Raw genomic sequence first — 20,506 nt, 5'->3', positions numbered from 1 at the left:
TCCCCGAGGCTTGACGCGCCTCAGCTGTCGAGGTACCTCAGGACCGCCAGCACCCGCTTGCTGTAGCCGTCGCTCCGGCCCGTCAGGTCCAGCTTGTCGAAGATCGCGTTGATGTGTTTCTCGACCGCGCTCTGCGACACGTGCAGCCGTGCCGCCACCGACGCGTTCGTGTGGCCCTGTGCCATCGCCGCCAGGACCTCGCTCTCGCGCGCCGTGAGCCGGGCCAGCGGGTCGGTGTGGGAGGAGCGGGCCAGGAGGCGGCGGACGACCTCCGGGTCGAAGGCGGTACGGCCCTGCCCGACCCGTTCCAGGGCGTCCAGGAAGTCGTCGACCTGCGCCACCCGGTCCTTCAGGAGGTAGCCCACGCCTCCCCCGGTCCCGTCCGTGAGCAGCTCCGTCGCGTACCGCTTCTCCACGTACTGCGAGAGCACCAGGACCCCGACCCGCGGCAGCCTGCCGCGGATCTCCAGGGCGGCGCGCAGGCCCTCGTCGGTGTGGGTCGGCGGCATGCGGACGTCGGCGACGACCACGTCCGGCGGGTCGGCGTCCACGGCCGCGAGCAGTTCGACGGCCGTGCCGACGGCCGCCCGCACCTCGTGGCCCTCCTCCGCCAGGAGCCGTACGAGACCCTCCCGCAGCAGGGTCGAGTCCTCGGCCAGCATCACGCGCACGGCAGCTCCGCCCCGATCGTCGTCGGCCCGCCGGCCGGGCTGTCCACGCGCAGCCGCCCGTCGAGCGCCGCCACCCGGCTCGCGAGACCGGCGAGACCGCTGCCGGCCGCCGCGTCCGCGCCGCCCGCGCCGTCGTCCCGTACCCGTACGTCCAACATCCCGTCCTCCCACCTCACGTGTACGTCCACCGCTCTCGCCCCCGCGTGCTTGACCACGTTCGTCACGGCTTCCGAGACGACGAAGTACGCGGCCGTCTCCACCGGCTTCGGCAGCATCCCGGCCCGCGACGGCGGTACGGCGAAATCCAGCCGCACGGGCAGCGGGCTGCGTTCGGCGACCGCCTCGAGAGCCTCGCGCAGTCCCGCCCGGTCCAGGATCTCCGGGTGCACCCGCCAGGCCACCTCGCGCAGTTCGGCGAGGGCCCGGCGGCTCTCCTCATGGGCCTGCAGCAGCAGATCCGCGACGCGTTCGGGGTCCTGGCCCTGCGCCTGGCCGCGGCGGGCCCGGCCGATCAGCATGCCGAGGGCGACGAGCCGCTGCTGGACGCCGTCGTGGAGGTCGCGCTCGATCCGGCGGCGCTCGTCGTGGACGACCTCCATGATCTCGGCGCGGCTCGCGGCGAGTTCGGCGATCCGCGCCTCCAGGGCGTCCGCCTGGTTCGGCCCGAGCATACGCAGCGCCAATTCGCCCTCCATCCGCGCCACTTGGGCGAGGCCCTGGACGGCGAGGAAGAAGAGGAGCAGCCCGCCGAGGCCGCCCAGGACCACCATGACCGGCTGTCGCAGGTCGACGAACAGCCAGCCGGTGAGCGCGAAGGCCGCATAGCCGAGGCCGACGACGGCGCAGCCGAGGACGACTCCGCCGAGCAGGCCGAGCGGCCAGCGCGCGACCAGATACGCGAGGGTGCGCGGTTGTCCGTACGGCGGGACGCGGACGCCGAGGAGGCGGTCGAGGCGCCACCGCTCGGCCCGGACCAGCCGGGCGGTCACGGCCGTCACCGCCCGCCGGCCGCCCGGCCAGGCGGCGAGCGGGAACAGGACGATTCCGGCCACGGCCTCCAGGAGCGCGGAGAGGGCGCCGAGGGCGAGAGCGAGGGTCAGGGCGAGAGCGAGGGCGAGCGTGATGGCGCTCGCGCGCGCCGGCCGGCGGGGCGGTGCTCCGGGCGGTCGGGCGGGCGTCAGGCCGGTGGGGCCTTGGAGGGTGCCTCGAGTGGCCCTTCCGACGGTCCCACCGGCAGTCCACCCGACGGTGCCTCCGCCAGTGCGGTCGGCCGCCTCTCCTGCGGTCCCGCCGGGCGGCCCTCCGGAGGCGATGCTCGTCGTCCGGTCGGCCGCCTCTCCTGCGGTCCCGCCGGGCGGCCCCTCGGCCGGTCCTCCCGGCGGATCCCCCGTCAGTCCTCCGGTCCTCTTCATGATCGGCAACGCTAGCGCGCTCCGGCGCCCCGCACCCTGCGGAAAACCGCACCGATCCCTGCGGCCCGCAGCAGTCCGCCGCACCTCGCGCGTTTCTAGCGTCGACGGCATGGAGACCTGGATCAACGACCTCATGGAAACGCTCGGCGCGCCCGGCGCGGGACTCGCCGTCGCGTTGGAGAACCTCTTTCCGCCCATTCCCAGCGAGGTGATCCTGCCGCTGGCCGGGTTCGCGGCCGCCTCGGGGCGGATGAACCTGTTCGCCGCGCTGCTGTGGACCACGGCCGGCTCGGTGGTCGGAGCGCTCGCGCTGTACGGCGTCGGGGCGCTCTTCGGCCGGGAGCGGGTGATCGCGGTCGCCGCGCGGCTGCCGCTCGTCAAGGTCGCGGACATCGAGCGGACCGAGGCGTGGTTCGCCCGGCACGGCACGAAGGCGGTGCTGTTCGGCCGGATGGTGCCGATCTTCCGCAGCCTGATCTCGGTGCCGGCCGGCGTCGAACGGATGCCGCTGCCCGTCTTCCTGGCCCTCACCACCCTCGGCAGCGCGCTGTGGAACACCGCCTTCGTTCTCGCCGGTTACGTCCTCGGCGAGAACTGGGAGCAGGTCACCGACTACGTGTCGGTCTACTCGAAGGCGGTGCTCGTCACGGCACTCGCCGCGGCGGTGTGCTTCGTGGCCGTACGCGTCGTACGGACGGTCAGGCCGGGTCCGGGAGCGCGGCGGGCGCGGGCCGCCCGGGCACGGGACCGGAGTCGTGGACGTGGCCGGGCAGCGGCACGGGCGCGCCGTTGATCCGCGGCGCCGGGTGGTCCGGCGCCGCCGCCGCGCGGAAGCGGCGCAGGATCTCCTCGCCCGCCGCCACGCCCCGCTCGGCCAGGGCCTCGACGTGCGGCGCGGTCCAGTTCGTGTCGGCGAGTTCGCCGTGGCCCGGGCGCCAGGCGCGGTCGGCGGCGAGCAGCAGGTCGGCGTCCAGGAGCGAGTCGCCGGCGGCCAGGGTGAGGGCGGCGCCGGTGCGGCGGGCGACCTCGCGCACGGCGGCGCTCTTCGTGAGCGGCTTCGGCACCGCGTACACCTTGCGGCCCTGCAGCGAGACCGTCCAGCCGCGTTCGTCCGCCCACGCGGTGAAGGCCGCGAGCCAGTCCGCCGGCAGCAGTTCGCGTTCGACGACGAGATAGGCGAAGAGGTCCTCGGCGACGCGCTGCTTGCGCACCCAGGACGGGTCGGTGGTGGCGGTGAAGCGGGCCCGGATCTCGGCGAGCGGCGCGGACGCGTCGGCGAGCCGGCGCCGTACCTCCGTCTGCCAGTCCGGATCGGAGACGCCGTCGACGAGGAGATGACCGCCGTTGGCGCAGATCGCGTACGCGGGCGGGGCGCCGGGAAGGCTGATGCGCTGGTACTGCTTGCGGGTGCGGGTGGTCGTCGGCACGAAGACCGTCTCCGCCGTCAGCGCCCGCAGTTGGGCGGCGGCCTCCTCGGTGAGGTAGGAGAGCGGCTTGGACTCGTGGACCTCGACGCAGAGCAGCCGGGGCGCCTGGGCGTCGGGCATGCCGAGGGCGAGGGCCGCGCTGGAGTAGATGAGCGTGCGGTCCAGGTCGCTGGCGACGAGGACGGGACGGGCGGCGGTCATCGGGACACCACCGCCTTGCCGTCGGCGCCGGTCGCTCCGCGCGTGTACTGAGGGTGGATCAGGCCGACGCAGGTGTAGGGCAGTTCGTCGACCTCCTCGACCGGTACGCCGCGCTGCTCGGCGAGCAGCCGTACGTGGGCCAGGTCCGCGCCCGCGCCCCGCTTGGCCAGGATCTTCCAGGGCACGCGGCGCAGCAGCACCCGGGTGGTCTCGCCGACGCCCGGCTTGACCAGGTTGACGTCGTGGATGCCGTACTCCTCGCTGATCCGCTCCACGGCCGCCCAGCCCGCCCAGGTCGGGGCCCGGTCAGCGGCGAGGAGCTCCTTGACGTCGGCGTCGACGGTCGACGCGACCTCGTCGAAGCGGGCGGACACGGCGTCCAGGAAGGCGCCGGAGACATCGGCGCCGGCCAGCTCGCGGTAGAACTTCGCGCCGTGGAAGTCGTGCGGGCCGACCAGGTCGGAACGCAGGACGGTGCGCGATATCAGGCCGGAGACGGTCGAGTTGAGGCAGGCGGAGGGGATGAGGAAGTCCTCGCGGGTGCCGTAGGTGCGGACGCAGGAGCCCGGGTCGGCGAGGACGGCGATGTCCGGGACGAAGCCGGGGAAGTCGAGCAGCGCGTCGGCGAGTTCGCGGGTGATGGCGCCCTTGCCGGTCCAGCCGTCGACGAAGACGACGTCGGCCGGGTCGTGGTGGGCGGCGAGCCAGCGCAGGGCGTTGGCGTCGATGCCGCGGCCGCGGACGATGGAGACGGCGTAGTGCGGGAGCTCGACGCCGTGCCGGTGCTGCGCCCAGCGGCGCATCAGGACGCCGACGGGCGTGCCGGCGCGGGCGAGGGAGACGAGGACGGGTCGGGCGCCGCGTTCGGCCAGCACGGTCTCGGTGACGGTGCCGACGGCACGGGCGATCCGGTCGGCGGACTCCTCCAGGGCGGTACGGAACAGCTCCTGGTAGCGCTCGCTCGGCTGGTACTCGACGGGCAGCGACTCGGCGTAGTGCGCGCCGCCGCTCTGGATGGCCTCCTCGCGCTCCTCGGTCGGGGCCTCGAGCTCCACGTCCGAGAGGTCCTGGAGCAGCCAGCCGACCTCCTCGGGCGCGTAGGAGGAGAAGGCGGGGCCGCGGAGCGGCTCGGGCAGCGTGGAGCCGGGCAGGGTGGAGCCGGGCAGCATGGAGCTCCTTTCGGGAGCTTCGGGGACGTGCGGGACGTACGGCACGTACGGGACGTACGAGGGGACGACGGCCAGCACCACGTGCGGGATGTGCGCGGCGAGCTGGGCGAGGAGGCCGTCCGGGGCGTGGAGTTCGGGCGTGTCGGCGACGGAGTCGACGACGACCACGACCGCGTCGAAGCCGCCGCCGGCGACGTTGTACGCGTACCGTTCGCCGGGGCCGTCGGCGGGGCGGTCGTGCGCCGGGAAGACCAGCCGCGTCCTTATGGCGTAGCCCGGGTCGTCGACGGCGAGCACGGGCGACCGCGTGGTGGTGGAGTACCGCACGTCGACGCCGGTCTGCTCCAGCCCGACGGCCAGCCGCAGCGGCGCGTACATGAGCTCCTCGAAGCCGAGCACGAGGACGCGGGGCCGGGTGGTGGGGCCGGAGGTGGGGCCGGAGGTGGCGTCGGTCTCGGGTCGGCCGAGTGCCTCGGCGAGCCGGGCCGCCATGGCCGGCACCGCGGACTCCAGGCGCTCACGGTGCTCGGGCGTGAAACCGTGCCGCCCGCCGTCGGGCACACCGACCGGCCAGTCGAGCTCGACGCGCCGTACGGGAGCGGGGGCGGGGGCCGCGGGGGTGGGGGCGGTGACCGCGGGCGCGTCGGGCCGGGGCGCGTCCGGCAGCGTCGTGTCGGCCGCCGGCGCCTCGAGCCCAGGCACGCCGGCCGCCAAGCCCTGGGTCGCCCGCACGTCGGCCGCAGGCACCTCGGCCGCCGGCGCGCCCGACGCGCGCGCCTCGGCCGCCCGCGCCTCTGTCACCCGCGCCGCCGGCTCCTCCGCCGGCTCGTGGTGTGCCACCAAGGCCTGGCCCCTGGTGAGGACGTCGGGTGGGAGGGTGACCGTCCCGCCGGCGAGGGTGATCAGGTCGACGTGGGTGCCGAGGGCGGAGGCGAAGGTGGCGAGGCGGGAGTGGTCGGCCGGCGTGCGCATGTCGACGAGGGCGACCACGACGTAGCGGTCGCGCGGGTGGCGGTCGTGGAGGGCGCGGATGGTGTTGAGGACCGTGTTGCCGGTGGAGAACTCGTCGTCCACCAGGACCAGCGGGCCGTCGCCCGCGAGGAGCTTCGGGTCCTCGGGGAGCAGGAGGTGGGAGGTGGCGTGGGAGTGGGACTCCTCGAAGCCACCGGCGGTGGCGACGCCGGGGACCGGGCGCCGGGTGGAGTGGAGGTACGGGGCGAGGGCCAGGCCGTCGGCGACGCTGTGGCCGAGGCCGGTCGCGGTCTCCGCGTAGCCGAGGACGACGGCCCGCGCCGCCTCCTCGTCGCCGAGCAGCCGCCGCACCCGTACGCCCAGGTCGTAGCCCGCCTCCCACACCACCGAAGGGCGCTGCGGCACGTGTTTGCCGAGCACGTTGGACACCAGCAGATGGGCCCGCTTGGGGTTGCGGCGCAGTGCGAGGCCCAGCAGATCCGGCAGCTTCTCGTCGCCGATCAGTTCGACGCCCAGTCGCTCCGCGACCCAGGTTCCGGTCCACACCACGTCGTCGTTGTCCCTTCGTCAGCCGTCGGCCGGCCGTCAGCCGGCGAGTCCGGCGGTGAGCAGCTCCACGAAGCCGACGTCCTCGCGGGCCACGCCGAAGACCTCGGCGCGCCGCAGGGTCCGCTCGGCCCACGCGCGGTGCGGCTTCACTTCGTTCATCTTGTTCGTATACGCGGAACGCAGCACTCCGCCACCGCCCTGTTCCGGCCGCAGGATGTCCTGGGCGTCGCTGAACTCCTCGTGGGTGACCACGGACAGCGCGTGCACGGGCAGGACGTGCGTCGGATGGATGCAGGTCTTGCCGAGGAGGCCGTTGGCGCGGTCGAGTTCGATCTCGCGCAGCAGCCCGTCCATGTCGTGCTCGATGAGCGCGGTGCGCAGGTCCTCGGCGCGGCCCTCCAGGAAGGGGCTGCGGCGCAGCTGTGGCTTGAACATGCGCTCGCCGGGGCGGAAGTACTCCCAGACGGGTCCGGTGATGGTGAAGCCGGTGCCGTCGGAGCGGCCGAGGACGTTGACGACGTCGCCGATGACGTGGGCGACGATCTGGACGTCGTACGCGGTCATGTCGGGCGAGCGGCGCAGCCCGTAGTTGGAGCAGAAGTCGGTGACGCCGAGGCGGAGGGCGAGGATCCGCTCGCGGTGCTTGCCGGTGAGGGAGGCGATGCCGGCCAGGGTCTCGGCCCGGGTCTCCAGATGGAGCAGTTCGGGTGACTCCAGGACGGGCATGGCGAAGAGCCGGCGGCCGCTGGTCCGCTCGGCGACGGCGAGGGCTTCGAGGAAGGGCCGGCCGCGGTTCTCGGTGAACTTGGGCAGTACGAATCCGGACAGCAGCCGTACGGTCTCGCCGAGCCGCGCGACCAGGTCGGTGATCTGGCGGGGATCGCGGACCCGGATGAAGAGCAGCGGCAGGTCGTCGGCGCCGCCCTCCCCGGCACCCGCCGGCTCCGCACCGTCGCCCGGTCGGCCCGCGCCGTCACCCGTACCGTTCGCGCCATTTCCCGCCGCCAGGGCGGCGAACTGGCGGACCAGGTTGGCCTCGCCCGCCTCCACGTCGGCGTCGCTGATGGAGTCCTCCAGGCACAGCACCATCGAGCGGACTCCGCGGGCGGCCTGTTTGCGCACGTCCTCGGCGAGCCGGGGCCGGGTGGCCGGGCTGTAGAGCGTGGCGCCGAGGGCCACGGCGAGCGTGGGCGCGGGCGAGTCGGCCGTGAACTCGGCCGGCTCCCGGTGGAAGATCGCGGTCCGCACGGCTGCCGGGATGTGCCCGAAATGACGCATCTTTCTCCCCCGACCGGCCTGGTGGCCGCTGATGACATGTGGCCGGTAATAGTACGTAGGTGAGGGTGTCCATAGTTCCCTGCGTGCGTGAAGTTCAGGTAACTCGTCCGCATCCGACCCCCCGCGTTGTCCGGAAGCCGCCCGGGCAGGGAAGATGACGGTCATGACGCACGCGATGCTGAAGGGCTCCAACGTCCCTCTCGACACCGCGGCCGTACGGGCCGTGCTCCGCTGGACCCCGGGCCCCGGGGTGCCCGACGTGGACGCCTCGGCCCTGTTGGTCGGCCCGGACCGGCGCGTGCGGTCGGACGAGGACTTCGTCTTCTACAACCAGCCCCGGCATCCCTCCGGCCTGGTGCGCCATCTGGCGAAGACGCGCGGTCCGGAGGGCCTGACGGACACCGTGGAGGCCGATCTCGGCCGTCTCGACACCGCGGTCGACCAGGTGGTGATCGCGGCCTCCTCGGACGGCGGCACCTTCCGTTCCGTCTCCGACCTGCGGATCCTGCTGTACGACGCGGCGGGCGCGCCGGCGGGCGGCGAGCCGCTCGCGGTGTTCCACGTGTCGGCGGAGACCGGCGAGGAGACCGCGATCATCTGCGGCGAGCTGTACCGGCGCGGCGAGGGCTGGAAGTTCCGGGCGGTGGGCCAGGGCTATCCGACCGGTCTGGTCGGTCTGGCCACGGACTTCGGCGTGTCCGTCGACGACGCGGTGGACGGCGGCGGCGCCGGCGCCGGCCGGGATGCCGACACCTCCGCCTCCACCTCCGCCTCGGCCTCCGGCCCGACCTCCGCCTCGACGCCGGCTCCGCACGACCCGGACGCCACCGTGGCGCATCCCGCGGCGCCCGGGACCACGACGCCGCCGCCCGCGCCGCCGGTCCCCGCCGTACCGCCGCAGCCCGCCTCCCCGCCCTCGTACGGCTATCCGCAGCCGACCGGGGCCCCGGCGCCCGCACCGGCGTACGGCTATCCGCACGCGGCTCCCGACTTCCGGATGCCGCCGATGGGCCCGCAGTTCGTCGGCCGGTAAGCCGGTGCCGGTCGGCCGGTGACGGCCGCACCGGCGGCCGTCACCGTCAGGTCTTCGTCTTGTAGCCGCGGCCCCACTGCAGGCCCCAGCCGTACAGCCGGTCCAGCTCGGCCTGGAAGCCGTACACGAAACGGACCTCGCGGCGGACGACGAGCTCGTCCTTGACGTTCTCGACGGTGAACACGGCGCAGGAGCGGGCCTGCGGCGCGCGTTCGTCCAGCTCGATCTCGATCCGCGGGCCGTTGCTCGGGTAGAGCGTGACCTTGGCGTGGGTGCGGTCGAAGGCCGGCGTCTGGTCGTAGATGTAGACGAAGAACAGCAGGCGCTTGATGGCGTCCCGCTGGTCGAGGTTGACGAAGATCGTCTCGCCGGACGGGGCCCCGAAGCGGTCGTCGCCGCTGAGCTTCACGTACGGCGGCTCGTTCAGCTCGCCGAAGAAGCCGCCGAGCGGCTGCACGACGCCCTTGCTGCCGTCGGCCAGCTCGTAGAGGCAGCCGAGGTCCAGGTCGACGTTGACGACGCCCTGGGTGTGGGCCTGGACCTCCTCGGGCTTGAACAGCCGCAGCGGGTGGCGCAGCAGACTGGTGGACCGGCGCGGGCCCTCGATGTCGGAGGTGCGCATCCGCCAGGAGAGGTTGACCCGGAGATTGCCGGTGGCGGCGCCCTGCTTGGTGAGCGAGACGGCGGGGCGGCGGCGGGTCAGGTCGATCGAGTTCGACGCGGCGCTGCCGGAGTCGAACGGGTCTCCCCTGCCGGGAAAGAGATTGTCCAGGAAGCCCATGGCTCCGCACCCCCCACGCTCGTTTCCACCCCGGTCACACGCCTGCGGGGCGGCCGGGTGCTCCGGCCGCCCCGCAGGGAAGCGTTCCTCATTGTCGGGGCTGTCACACCCCGGACGTCACCTCGGTCTTGTCCGAGGAGTCAGCTTTTCCCTCGGCCGCCGCGAGCGCCTTGTTCCGGCGGACGGAGGACCAGAAGGACCAGGCGATGAGGGCGACGCCGATGCCGCCGGTGACGATCTCCGGGATCTCGTACTGGATCGTGATCATGAGGACGACGGCGAGGGCGCCGATGGCGTAGTGGGCGCCGTGCTCGAGGTAGACGTAGTCGTCGAGGGTGCCCTGGCGGACGAGGTAGACGGTCAGCGAACGGACGTACATGGCGCCGACGCCGAGGCCGAGGGCCATCAGGACGATGTCGTTGGTGATGGCGAAGGCGCCGATGACACCGTCGAAGGAGAAGGAGGCGTCGAGGACCTCCAGGTAGAGGAACATGAAGAAGGCGGCCTTGCCGGCGAGCTGGACCGCCGACACCTTCTTGCCGGTGCGCTTGGCCTCTTCCTCGGCCTCGTGCTCGCGCTCCTCTTCCTCCTCCAGCTTGTTCTCGAAGTAGCCGGAGAGACCGCCGACGACGAGGTACGTGATGAGGCCGGCGATGCCGGAGACCAGGACCGTCTGCGCCTTGTCGACGTGGACGCCGCCGTGCTGGTGGGCCTGGGTCGCGAAGGTCATGGAGGTGACGAGCAGGACGACCAGCGCGATGCAGACCGACAGCATGTCGACCTTGCCGAGCTTGGCGAGCGGGCGCTCGATCCAGCGCAGCCACTGGATGTCACGGTCCTCGAAGATGAAGTCGAGGAAAATCATCAGCAGGAACATGCCACCGAAGGCGGCGATCGACGGGTGCGCGTCGGTGACCAGCTGCTGATACCGGTCGGCATCGTTGAGCGCGAGGTTCACGGCCTCGATGGGACCGATCTTGGCGCTGATGGCGACGATCACGACGGGGAAGACCAGTCGCATACCGAAGACGGCGATGAGAACGCCGACCGTGAGGAAGATCTTCTGCCAGAAGGCATTCATCTTCTTCAGGATTCCGGCGTTGACCACCGCGTTGTCGAAGGAGAGCGAGATCTCGAGGATGCAGAGGATCGCGACGACCCCGAACGCTTCCCACCCCCCGTAGAGCACCGCTGCGACCAGGCCGAGCGCGGTGATCGCGAACGACCAGCCGAAGGTTTTCAGAAGCACTGTCTACCCCATCGTGATATTTACGCGCTTTACGAAACGTTGACCCCGAAGTCTAGAGCGATGCCCCTCAGACCGGACGCGTACCCCTGACCGACCGCCCGGAACTTCCATTCGCCGTTGTAGCGGTAGAGCTCGCCGAAGATCATCGCGGTCTCGGTGGAGGCGTCCTCGGAGAGGTCGTAGCGGGCGAGTTCCTGGCCGTCGGCCTGGTTCACCACACGGATGAAGGCGTTGCCGACCTGGCCGAAGGTCTGGCCGCGGTTGTCGGCCTCGTGGATGGAGACCGGGAAGATGATCTTGTCGCATCGGGCCGGCACCTTGGTGAGGTCCACGATCAGCGACTCGTCGTCACCCTCGCCCTCGCCGGTGAGGTTGTCACCGGTGTGCTCGACGGAGCCCTCGGGGCTCGTGAGGTTGTTGTAGAAGACGAAGTACTCGTCACCGAGCACCCGGCCCGACTGGCACAGCAGGGCGCTGGCGTCGAGGTCGAAGGGAGCTCCGGTGGTGGAGCGCGCGTCCCAGCCGAGACCCACGAGCACCTGGGTGAGGTTGGGTGCGGCCTTGGAGAGGGAGACGTTGCCTCCCTTGGCGAGCGTGACGCCCATGACGGTGTTTCCTCCCCGGTGGTTCGTAACGGTGCGGGCCCGGGGACGCACGGCGCCGGCGGGCCGGCCGGCCGGGCCGGCGGCGTCGCGCTCCCCCGAGGCGCGTCCGGCGCCGCACGGAGGGTGCGGCGCCGGACGGGATGCGGTGCGTCGGCTCAGACGTTGACGCCGAAGTCCTGCGCGATGCCGCGCAGGCCCGAGGCGTAGCCCTGGCCGACGGCGCGGAACTTCCACTCCGCGCCGTTGCGGTACAGCTCGCCGAAGACCATGGCGGTCTCGGTCGAGGCGTCCTCGGACAGGTCGTACCGCGCGATCTCGGCGCCGCCGGCCTGGTTCACCACGCGGATGAACGCGTTGCGGACCTGGCCGAAGGACTGCTGGCGGTTGTCGGCGTCGTAGATGGACACCGGGAAGACGATCTTGGCGACGTCGGCGGGGACGCCGGCCAGGTTGACCTTGACCTGCTCGTCGTCGCCCTCGCCCTCGCCGGTGAGGTTGTCGCCGGTGTGCTCGACGGAGCCGTCGGCGCTCTTGAGGTTGTTGAAGAAGACGAAGTCCTGGTCGTTCCGGACCTTGCCCTCCGCGTTCACCAGGATGGCGCTGGCGTCGAGGTCGAAGTCCGTACCGGTGGTGGTGCGGACGTCCCAGCCCAGACCGACGGTGACGGCGGTCAGGCCAGGGGCCTCCTTGGTCAGCGAGACGTTGCCGCCCTTGCTGAGGCTGACTCCCACGAGTCCCTCCATTGTTTTCCAGGGGCAGCGCCCCCAGTCGTGCGTTGGCATCGGATCAACGTCTGGATCCTAGTGACGGGTTCCCCGCCGAAACAGACGTTTCGCCCGAGTGCCGTCGGTGAGTCCCGCCGGACAGCCGCGTGGGGCGGTCGCGCGGGGCATCGGGTCAGAGCCGGGCGAGTGCCGCGGCGCAGTCGTCGAGGTCACGGGCGTCCGGCAGGGCGTTGACGACCGACCAGCGGACCGTGCCCGTCTTGTCGACGACGAAGGTGCCGCGCAGGGCGCAGCCCTTGTCCTCGTCGAGGACGCCGTAGGCGCGGGAGACCTCGCCGTGCGGCCAGAAGTCCGACAGCAGCGGGAAGTCGAGGTCCTCCTGCTCGCCGAAGACGCGCAGGGTGTGCATGGAGTCGTTGGAGACGGCCAGCAGCTGGGTGTCGTCGTTGACGAACTCGTCGACGCGGTCGCGCAGCGCGCGCAGCTCGCCGGTGCACACGCCGGTGAAGGCGAAGGGATAGAAGAACAGCACCACGTTGCGCTCGCCGCGGAACGCGGAGAGCCGCACGGCGCGGCCGTGGTTGTCCTTCAGCTCGAAGTCCGGGGCCTCGGCGCCGATCCCGATCGCCATCGCGTACGCATCCCTTCGCCGGCGGACCAGCCGTTGGACCCGACCCGGTGGGACCCACCCTACGCAACCCGCGGCGGGTGTCCGTCACGCATGGAGCCCCCGCCGGTGACGACCGGCGGGGGCTCCGTGCAGCGTATGGGTGGATCAGCGCTTCGGGGCGGCCAGGCGGGTGCCCGTCCAGTCCTTGGCGACGCTGATGCTCTTGGTCTGGGAGAGACCGGCGGTCTGCGCGGCATCGCTGATGTCGCTCGGCTCGATGTAGCCGTCGCGGCCCGTCTTCGGGGTCAGCAGCCAGATGTTGCCACCATCTTCCAGAAGGCCGATGGCGTCCACCAGGGCGTCGGTGAGATCACCGTCCTCGTCGCGGAACCACAGCAGCACGACGTCGGCGACGTCGTCGTAGTCCTCGTCCACGAGGTCCTGACCGATGGTGGACTCGATGCCTTCGCGGAGATCGAAGTCGACGTCTTCGTCGTAGCCGATCTCCTGGACCACCTGTCCGGGCTCGAACCCCAGCCTCGCTGCCGGGTTGGTCCGCTCCTCCGCGTGGTCCGCGGTCGCGCTCACGGCTTGCCTCCTGATCATGTATCGGAAAATGCTTCGTCCGCGCGCGGGCGCGCGGCGCTGGCCGTAGTCCACACGGGCCGGGGCGGATCGCGCAAGTACCCGGCCGATGAGACCGCCGAAACGGTGACGTTTGGGGCCGTCTCGCCGCAACTTCCGGCGAGCGCCCGTCGCGCTCCGTGACAAGTCACGCACTCTTCGCCCCGCATTGTGGGCCTCTGAGGCTTCAGTCTGCCGAACGTCCCGCCGGAACGCATGCGCGGGATGGGCGTAAGGTTGCGATTTGGGCGGACAAGGCACCTCGCGGGGGTTACTCCTCGGTAAAGATGACGTCCGCCCTCGCCGGGGTACACGATGAACATCCCGGCCCCGCGGAGCCCGCCTCCCGCACGGGCTCCACCGACCAGCGAAGGAACAGCGTGGCTTCCGCATCCGATCGCAACCCGATCATCATTGGCGGCCTTCCCAGCCAGGTCCCGGACTTTGATCCCGAGGAGACCAGGGAATGGCTCGACTCCCTGGACGCAGCCGTCGACGAGCGGGGCCGGGAGCGGGCCCGCTACCTCATGCTCCGGCTGATCGAGCGGGCCCGTGAGAAGCGCGTCGCCGTGCCCGAGATGCGCAGCACGGACTACGTCAACACCATCGCCACCCGGGACGAGCCCTTCTTCCCCGGCAACGAGGAGATCGAGCGCCGGATCCTCAACGCCACCCGCTGGAACGCGGCCGTGATGGTCTCGCGCGCCCAGCGGCCCGGGATCGGGGTCGGCGGCCACATCGCGACCTTCGCCTCCTCCGCCTCGCTGTACGACGTCGGCTTCAACCACTTCTTCCGCGGCAAGGACGAGGGCGACGGCGGCGACCAGATCTTCTTCCAGGGCCACGCCTCTCCCGGCATCTACGCCCGCGCGTTCCTGCTCGACCGGCTGAACGAGAAGCAGCTCGACGCCTTCCGCCAGGAGAAGTCGAAGTTCCCCGACGGCCTGTCCTCCTACCCGCATCCGCGGCTCATGCCGGACTTCTGGGAGTTCCCCACGGTGTCGATGGGCCTCGGCCCGCTCGGCGCGATCTACCAGGCCCGGATGAACCGCTACATGGAGGCCCGCGGCATCGCCGACACCTCCACGTCGCACGTGTGGGCCTTCCTCGGCGACGGCGAGATGGACGAGCCGGAGTCGCTCGGCCAGCTGACGCTCGCCGCCCGGGAGAACCTCGACAACCTCACCTTCGTCGTCAACTGCAACCTCCAGCGCCTCGACGGCCCGGTGCGCGGCAACGGCAAGGTCATCCAGGAGCTGGAGTCCGTCTTCCGCGGCGCCGGCTGGAACGTCATCAAGCTGGTCTGGGACCGCTCCTGGGACCCGCTGCTCGCCCAGGACCGCGACGGCGTGCTCGTCAACAAGATGAACACCACGCCCGACGGCCAGTTCCAGACGTACGCGACGGAGACCGGCGCCTACATCCGCGACCACTTCTTCGGCGACGACCACCGGCTGCGGGCCATGGTCGAGAACATGACCGACGACCAGATCCTGCACCTGGGCCGCGGCGGTCACGACCACCGGAAGATCTTCGCGGCGTTCTCGGCGGCCAAGGCGCACAAGGGGCAGCCCACGGTGATCCTCGCCAAGACCGTCAAGGGCTGGACCCTCGGCCCCAACTTCGAGGGCCGCAACGCCACCCACCAGATGAAGAAGCTGACGGTCGACGACCTCAAGCACTTCCGCGACCGGCTGCACATCCCGGTCACGGACAAGCAGCTGGAGGAGGGCCTGCCCCCGTACTACCACCCGGGCCGGGACTCCGAGGAGATCCAGTACATGCACGACCGCCGCAAGGCGCTCGGCGGTTACGTGCCCACCCGCGTGGTCCGCGCCAAGCCGCTGGTGCTGCCCGAGGACAAGACCTACGCGGCGGTCAAGAAGGGCTCCGGCCAGCAGTCGATCGCCACCACGATGGCCTTCGTCCGGCTGCTGAAGGACCTGATGCGGGACAAGGAGATCGGCAAGCGCTTCGTGCTGATCGCGCCGGACGAGTACCGCACCTTCGGCATGGACTCGTTCTTCCCGAGCGCCAAGATCTACAACCCGCTCGGCCAGCAGTACGAGGCCGTGGACCGCGAACTCCTCCTCGCCTACAAGGAGTCCCCGACCGGCCAGATGCTGCACGACGGCATCTCCGAGGCGGGCTGCACCGCCTCGCTGATCGCCGCCGGCTCGGCCTACGCCACGCACGGCGAACCGCTCATCCCGGTCTACGTCTTCTACTCGATGTTCGGTTTCCAGCGCACCGGCGACCAGTTCTGGCAGATGGCCGACCAGCTCGCCCGCGGCTTCGTGCTGGGCGCCACCGCCGGCCGTACGACGCTGACCGGCGAGGGCCTCCAGCACGCGGACGGCCACTCGCACCTGCTCGCCTCGACCAACCCGGCCTGCGTCGCCTACGACCCGGCCTTCGGCTTCGAGATCGCGCACATCGTCCAGGACGGTCTGCGCCGCATGTACGGCCCCGAGGCCGAGGACGTCTTCTACTACCTGACGGTCTACAACGAGCCGATCCAGCACCCGGCCGAGCCGGAGAACGTGGACGTCGACGGCATCCTCAAGGGCATCCACCGCTACCGGGCGGGCGAGTCCGGCGCGATCCCGGCGCAGATCATGGCCTCGGGCGTCGCCGTGCCGTGGGCGATCGAGGCTCAGCGGATCCTCGCCGAGGAGTGGAACGTGCGCGCCGACGTCTGGTCCGCCACGTCCTGGAACGAGCTGCGCCGCGAGGCCGTGGCCGTCGAGGAGCACAACCTGCTCCACCCGGACGAGGAGCAGCGCGTCCCGTACGTGACCCGCAAGCTCCAGGGTGCCCAGGGCCCGTTCGTGGCCGTCTCCGACTGGATGCGCTCGGTGCCGGACCAGATCTCGCGCTGGGTGCCGGGCGCCTACACGTCGCTGGGCGCGGACGGCTTCGGCTTCGCGGACACCCGCGGCGCGGCCCGCCGCTTCTTCCACATCGACGCCCAGTCGATCGTGCTCGCGGTCCTCACGGAGCTGGCCCGCGACGGCAAGGTCGACCGCTCGGCGCTGAAGCAGGCCGTGGACCGCTACCAGCTGCTCGACGTGGCGGCCGCCGACCCGGGCGCCGCCGGCGGCGACGCGTAGGACGGCAACGGCCGCTAGGTCGTATGCGCTGGTGAGGGCGGTGGGGCCGTGGGTCCTGCCGCCCTTCGGCGTTCCCTACGATGCCGGGCATGAAGGATCGCTGGGAAGAGCGCACCCAGACGCCGCTGCTGGTGCTGGCCGTGGCGTTCGGCATCGCCTACGCCGTGCCCATCGTGGCGCCCGACGCCGCTCCCTGGGTGCACCGGCTGTGCACCCATGTGGAGTGGACGGTGTGGGCCGCGTTCGCCCTGGACTACCTCGTACGGCTGGCGCTCGCGCCGTCCCGCTGGGCGTTCGTGCGCGGGCATGCGCTGGATCTGCTCGCGGTGATACTGCCGATGGTGCAGCCGCTGCGGCTGCTCAGGGTCGTCTCCACCCTCCTCCTCGTGGGCCGGCGGGCCCGGATGGCCCCGCAGATAACGCTCACCACGTATGTGGCGGGCGCGGTGGTCGGGCTGATGATGTTCGGCTCGCTCGCCGTGCTCCATGTGGAGCGCGACGCGCCCAACGGCAACATCAAGACGCTCGGGGACGCGGTCTGGTGGTCCTTCACCACGATGACCACCGTCGGCTACGGCGACCACGCCCCGACCACGGGCCTGGGCCGGGTGCTCGCGGTGGGCCTGATGCTGTCCGGGATCGCCCTGCTCGGTGTCGTCACGGCGAACATCGCCGCCTGGTTCATCTCCCGCTTCGAGCGGGACGACGAGGCCGAGCGCCGGCAGACGGAGCTCCTGGAGGCGCTGACCGCCGAGGTGCGCGCCCTGCGGGCCGAGGTCGCGCGCCTCTCGCCGCCGCCCGCACCGACGGCCGAGGCGTCCTCGTCCGGGCCGACGGCCGAGGCACCCGCGCCCCCGACGCCGCTCGGGACACCCGCGCCTCCGCCCCTGCCCGTACCCCTGGCCAAGACGCCCGCGCCGCCCGCGACGCCCGAGTGCCCGGGGCCGCAGGAGCCCCCGGAGACCCCGGAGGCCCCGGCTCCCAGCCCGGACTCGCCCCGCTCTCCCGCCTCTCCTCCCTCTCCCGCCTCCCCTATCTCTCCCAGATCTTGAACGCCCGCACCTGATACGGCGTCTGCGGCGCCCACGTCCCGCGCCCCGGATAGGTCTCGAACTCGCCGGTCTCCGCGCATGCGGCGGACTGATAGGCGGTCACCGGCCGGCCGGTCCGGTTGGCGAGGGCCTGGGCGCTCGTCCCGCCCGGCAGGGCCACACAGCTCTCGATGTCGACCGAGCTCAGCTCGTACGTCTGCGGCCGGCCCTTGAAGTCGGCCTTGGGCCACAGGCAGAGCTGGCCGGGCCCGCAGGCCCCGAGAGTCGTCGCCCGGGGCGCCGACGTCCGAGGCACCGACGCCCCTGGCGCGGACAAGGGCAGGGACGCCGGTGCGGGCGTCGCGTGCGCCGGGATCGCGAGGAGGGCGGTCAGCGCCGTACCGACGGCCAGCGTCATCTTCGTATACATGCAGGTGAACCCCCGTTTCGTCACTCTCTGTAATCACGAGGATGGCGCAGCGACCGCCCGAAAGGAAGAGGGGCCGCCCCCGTTCACGCGAACGGGTGACGGCCCCCTACGGGAACCCTGACGAAGCCGGGGCGACGCGCCTCAGATGTGGGCCGCGCCCGCACCCGCCTCCGCGTTCTCGCCGCGCTTGGTCAGCACGGCCACGAACGCCGCGACGACGGCGACGACACCCGCGACGGTGAAGGCGAGGCCCATGCCGTCCATGAACGTGTCCTGGATGACCTTGCCGATCGTGGCGGCCAGGTCGGGCGTCATGCCCGGCGCCTGCGCCAGACCGGGCGGCACCATGCCGAACTCGGCCGCCTGCTCCAGGCGCGGGTCGGCGGGCACCGGGATGCCGGCGTCCTTCCAGTGCTCGGCGAAGGCGCTGGAGACCTTCGACGACATGACCGCGCCGAGCACCGCCGTACCGAGCGCGCCGCCGACCTGCATCGCGGCCTGCTGCAGACCGCCGGCCACACCGGACAGCTCCAGCGGCGCGTTGCCGACGATGACCTCGGTGGCGCCGACCATGACCGGCGCGAGACCGAGGCCGAGCAGCGCGAACCACAGGGACATCGCGAGCGTGCCGGTCCCGGCGGTGAGCGTGATCATGCCGAACATCGCGACGGCCGTGCAGACCATGCCGCCGACCAGCGGGACCCGCGGGCCGAACTTGGTGATCAGCGCGCCCGCCAGCGGCGAGGAGACGATCATCATGCCGGTCAGCGGCAGCAGCGCGAGACCGCTGTCGACCGGGCTGAGCCCCTTCACGCCCTGGAGGTAGAAGGTGACGAAGAACAGGCCGCCCATGAAGGCGAAGGCCATGAGGACCATCAGGACCACACCGGCCGACAGCGGCACGGAGCGGAACATCTTCAGCGGGATCAGCGGCTCCTTGACCTTCGTCTCCCACACGGCGAAGACCGCGAAGAGCACGACGGCGCCAGCGAGGCAGCCCCAGGTCTTGCCGCTGCCCCAGCCCCACGACTCGCCGGCCTTGATGATGCCCCAGATGAGGGACGCCATCGCGGCGGAGAGCAGCAGGATGCCGAGGACGTCGAAGGAGCGCGGGGCGTTCTCGGCGCGGTGGTCCTTGAGGATCACCAGGCCCAGGACGAGCGCGAGGACGCCGACCGGCACGTTGATGAAGAAGACGGACTGCCAGCTGACCTTCTCCACGAGCAGGCCGCCGACGATCGGGCCGCCGGCCGTCGAGGCGCCGATGACCATGCCCCAGATGCCGATGGCCATGTTGAGCTTCTCGGCCGGGAAGGTGGCGCGCAGCAGGCCGAGCGCGGCCGGCATGAGCAGGGCGCCGAACAGGCCCTGGAGGACCCGGAAGGCGATCACGAGCCCGATCGAGCCGGACAGGCCGATCGCGCCGGACGCGGCGGCGAAGCCGGCGATGCCGATGAGGAAGGTCTGCCGGTGGCCGAAACGGTCACCGAGCTTGCCGGCGGTGATCAGGGCGACGGCGAGCGCGAGCAGATAGCCGTTGGTGATCCACTGGACCTCGGCGAGCGAGGCCTGGAGGTCGTCCTTGATGGCGGGATTGGCGATGGCGACGATCGTGCCGTCGAGCGCGACCATCATCACGCCGACGGCGACCGCGAAGAGCGTCAACCACGGGTGACCGCGCAGTCCCTTCGCCGGGGCCGCGGCGGACGCCCGGTCACCCCCCTGACCCTGCGGGGCCTTTTCCACGGTGGTCTGACTAGTCATACGAGCGAGGCTAATGTCAGTCGCTGACAATTGACAAAGCAATTCACGCGCGGGTAACTGTCACGTAGCTCACAGGTACGCTGAGCCGGACGAAGTGGCTGAAAAACACCGCGGGCGGACCGCGGAGAGGGGCCTGTGACGTGACCGTTGTTCCCGGCCTGCGCGAGCGCAAGAAGCAGCGCACCCGCGACGCGCTGATCCGGGTCGCCCTGGAGCTCTTCACCACCCAGGGATACGAGAGGACGACGGTCGACGAGATCGCCGACGCCGTCGAGGTCTCGCAGCGCACCTTCTTCCGCTACTTCGCCACCAAGGAGGACGTCGCCTTCGCCGTCCAGCAGATGGTGGAGGAGCGGTTCATCCGCGCACTGGCCGAACGGCCGCCCGAGGAGGGCCCGTTGGAGGCGATGCGCAACGCGGTGCTGGCCGCCTGGGACACCATCGGCGAGGCGATCGCCGAGGTCGTGCCCGTCGAGCTGTACATCCGCACCTTCCAGGTCATCGAGTCGACGCCCGCGCTCCTCGCCGTCCACCTGCGCCGCTCCACGGAGATGGAGGAGTCCATCGCCCGCCTGATCGCCGGACGCGAGGGGCTCGACGTCGACGCGGACCCGCGGCCGCGGATCGCGGTCGCGGCCTTCAGCGGAGTGATGCGGGTGACGGGTCAGCTCTGGGGCCGCAGCGAGGACCCGACCCTGGAGGCGATCCGCGCGCTCACGGAGCGATATCTGGACCACCTGGCGCCGGCGCTGGAGCCGCACTGGAGGTCGTGAGCGGTACGCGAGCGGTACGCGAGCAGTACGCGAGCAGTACTCCCGCGTACGCCGCGCGCACGCAGCGTCATCACTCCGTCACCCCGACC

General features: G+C 71.6%; 18 protein-coding genes. 5 read left to right on the top strand and 13 right to left on the bottom strand.

Annotated features, from left to right (window positions below; genetic code table 11):
• Window positions 1–20: 20 nt before the first annotated feature.
• Both ACIGO8_RS23065 and ACIGO8_RS23060 read right to left on the bottom strand, forming a co-directional pair.
• Window positions 21–671, bottom strand: coding sequence for a response regulator (locus ACIGO8_RS23065; protein ID WP_399733716.1), 651 nt, complete (start codon window positions 669–671; stop codon window positions 21–23).
• Complete coding sequence (locus ACIGO8_RS23060) at window positions 662–1,723, bottom strand: sensor histidine kinase (RefSeq protein ID WP_399733713.1); 1,062 nt, start codon at window positions 1,721–1,723, stop codon at window positions 662–664. The genes ACIGO8_RS23065 and ACIGO8_RS23060 overlap by 10 nt, the downstream gene beginning before the upstream one ends.
• A 469-nt stretch (window positions 1,724–2,192) precedes the next feature.
• Between ACIGO8_RS23060 and ACIGO8_RS23055 the strand changes: the two genes are divergently transcribed.
• Window positions 2,193–2,876: a DedA family protein gene (locus ACIGO8_RS23055; RefSeq protein ID WP_399733711.1), complete on the top strand. Its 684-nt coding sequence runs from the start codon at window positions 2,193–2,195 to the stop codon at window positions 2,874–2,876.
• On the opposite strand, the gene ACIGO8_RS23050 is transcribed toward ACIGO8_RS23055, so the two are convergent.
• The 3 genes from ACIGO8_RS23050 to ACIGO8_RS23040 are packed head-to-tail and all read right to left on the bottom strand — an operon-like array spanning window position 2,782 to window position 7,679.
• Complete coding sequence (locus ACIGO8_RS23050; RefSeq protein ID WP_399733708.1) at window positions 2,782–3,711, bottom strand: HAD family hydrolase; 930 nt, start codon at window positions 3,709–3,711, stop codon at window positions 2,782–2,784. The two genes, ACIGO8_RS23055 and ACIGO8_RS23050, sit on opposite strands and share 95 nt — an antisense overlap.
• Window positions 3,708–6,401, bottom strand: a complete 2,694-nt coding sequence (locus ACIGO8_RS23045; protein ID WP_399733705.1) for a phosphoribosyltransferase — start codon at window positions 6,399–6,401, stop codon at window positions 3,708–3,710. Before ACIGO8_RS23045 ends, ACIGO8_RS23050 begins: the two co-directional genes overlap by 4 nt.
• Window positions 6,402–6,437: 36 nt before the next feature.
• Entirely contained in the window at window positions 6,438–7,679 is a 1,242-nt protein-coding gene (locus ACIGO8_RS23040; protein WP_399733703.1) for an HpcH/HpaI aldolase/citrate lyase family protein, read from the bottom strand.
• A 154-nt stretch (window positions 7,680–7,833) separates the two neighbouring features.
• Between ACIGO8_RS23040 and ACIGO8_RS23035 the strand changes: the two genes are divergently transcribed.
• The gene (locus ACIGO8_RS23035; protein ID WP_399733701.1) at window positions 7,834–8,712 is read left to right on the top strand and encodes a TerD family protein; all 879 of its coding nucleotides are present in this window, start codon (window positions 7,834–7,836) and stop codon (window positions 8,710–8,712) included.
• Between the two features lie 46 nt (window positions 8,713–8,758).
• On the opposite strand, the gene ACIGO8_RS23030 is transcribed toward ACIGO8_RS23035, so the two are convergent.
• The 6 genes from ACIGO8_RS23030 to ACIGO8_RS23005 form a co-directional block, all read right to left on the bottom strand.
• On the bottom strand, window positions 8,759–9,493 hold the full coding sequence (locus tag ACIGO8_RS23030) for a Tellurium resistance (protein ID WP_399733699.1): 735 nt from the start codon (window positions 9,491–9,493) through the stop codon (window positions 8,759–8,761).
• A gap of 103 nt (window positions 9,494–9,596) precedes the next feature.
• Window positions 9,597–10,742, bottom strand: coding sequence for a DUF475 domain-containing protein (locus ACIGO8_RS23025; protein ID WP_399733696.1), 1,146 nt, complete (start codon window positions 10,740–10,742; stop codon window positions 9,597–9,599).
• Window positions 10,743–10,771: 29 nt separating this feature from the next.
• Window positions 10,772–11,347, bottom strand: coding sequence for a TerD family protein (locus ACIGO8_RS23020; RefSeq protein WP_399733694.1), 576 nt, complete (start codon window positions 11,345–11,347; stop codon window positions 10,772–10,774).
• A 155-nt stretch (window positions 11,348–11,502) separates the two neighbouring features.
• On the bottom strand, window positions 11,503–12,078 hold the full coding sequence (locus tag ACIGO8_RS23015; RefSeq protein WP_132917322.1) for a TerD family protein: 576 nt from the start codon (window positions 12,076–12,078) through the stop codon (window positions 11,503–11,505).
• A gap of 166 nt (window positions 12,079–12,244) precedes the next feature.
• Complete coding sequence (locus ACIGO8_RS23010) at window positions 12,245–12,703, bottom strand: peroxiredoxin (protein WP_399733690.1); 459 nt, start codon at window positions 12,701–12,703, stop codon at window positions 12,245–12,247.
• 144 nt (window positions 12,704–12,847) lie between these two features.
• Complete coding sequence (locus ACIGO8_RS23005) at window positions 12,848–13,270, bottom strand: DUF3052 domain-containing protein (RefSeq protein ID WP_399733687.1); 423 nt, start codon at window positions 13,268–13,270, stop codon at window positions 12,848–12,850.
• A 416-nt stretch (window positions 13,271–13,686) separates the two neighbouring features.
• On the opposite strand from ACIGO8_RS23005, the gene aceE reads away from it, so the two are divergent.
• On the top strand, window positions 13,687–16,419 hold the full coding sequence (gene aceE / locus ACIGO8_RS23000) for a pyruvate dehydrogenase (acetyl-transferring), homodimeric type (protein ID WP_399733684.1): 2,733 nt from the start codon (window positions 13,687–13,689) through the stop codon (window positions 16,417–16,419).
• 80 nt (window positions 16,420–16,499) lie between these two features.
• Window positions 16,500–17,471, top strand: coding sequence for an ion channel (locus ACIGO8_RS22995; RefSeq protein WP_399733681.1), 972 nt, complete (start codon window positions 16,500–16,502; stop codon window positions 17,469–17,471).
• On the opposite strand, the gene ACIGO8_RS22990 is transcribed toward ACIGO8_RS22995, so the two are convergent.
• Together ACIGO8_RS22990 and ACIGO8_RS22985 are read right to left on the bottom strand one after the other, a co-directional pair.
• Window positions 17,452–17,880 carry a peptidase inhibitor family I36 protein gene (locus tag ACIGO8_RS22990; protein ID WP_399733678.1) on the bottom strand — a complete coding sequence of 143 codons (429 nt, stop codon included), beginning with the start codon at window positions 17,878–17,880 and terminating at the stop codon, window positions 17,452–17,454. The two genes, ACIGO8_RS22995 and ACIGO8_RS22990, sit on opposite strands and share 20 nt — an antisense overlap.
• Window positions 17,881–18,021: 141 nt before the next feature.
• Window positions 18,022–19,644, bottom strand: a complete 1,623-nt coding sequence (locus ACIGO8_RS22985) for an MFS transporter (RefSeq protein ID WP_399733676.1) — start codon at window positions 19,642–19,644, stop codon at window positions 18,022–18,024.
• Window positions 19,645–19,784: 140 nt separating this feature from the next.
• Here ACIGO8_RS22985 and ACIGO8_RS22980 point away from each other — a divergent pair, with 140 nt between their 5' ends.
• The gene (locus ACIGO8_RS22980) at window positions 19,785–20,417 is read left to right on the top strand and encodes a TetR family transcriptional regulator (protein ID WP_399733673.1); all 633 of its coding nucleotides are present in this window, start codon (window positions 19,785–19,787) and stop codon (window positions 20,415–20,417) included.
• Window positions 20,418–20,506: the final 89 nt, after the last annotated feature.

This window comes from Streptomyces sp. NPDC053493, assembly GCF_044544825.1.
In the GTDB taxonomy this organism is placed as follows: domain Bacteria; phylum Actinomycetota; class Actinomycetes; order Streptomycetales; family Streptomycetaceae; genus Streptomyces.
This window is presented reverse-complemented; position numbering and strand designations above follow the sequence as displayed.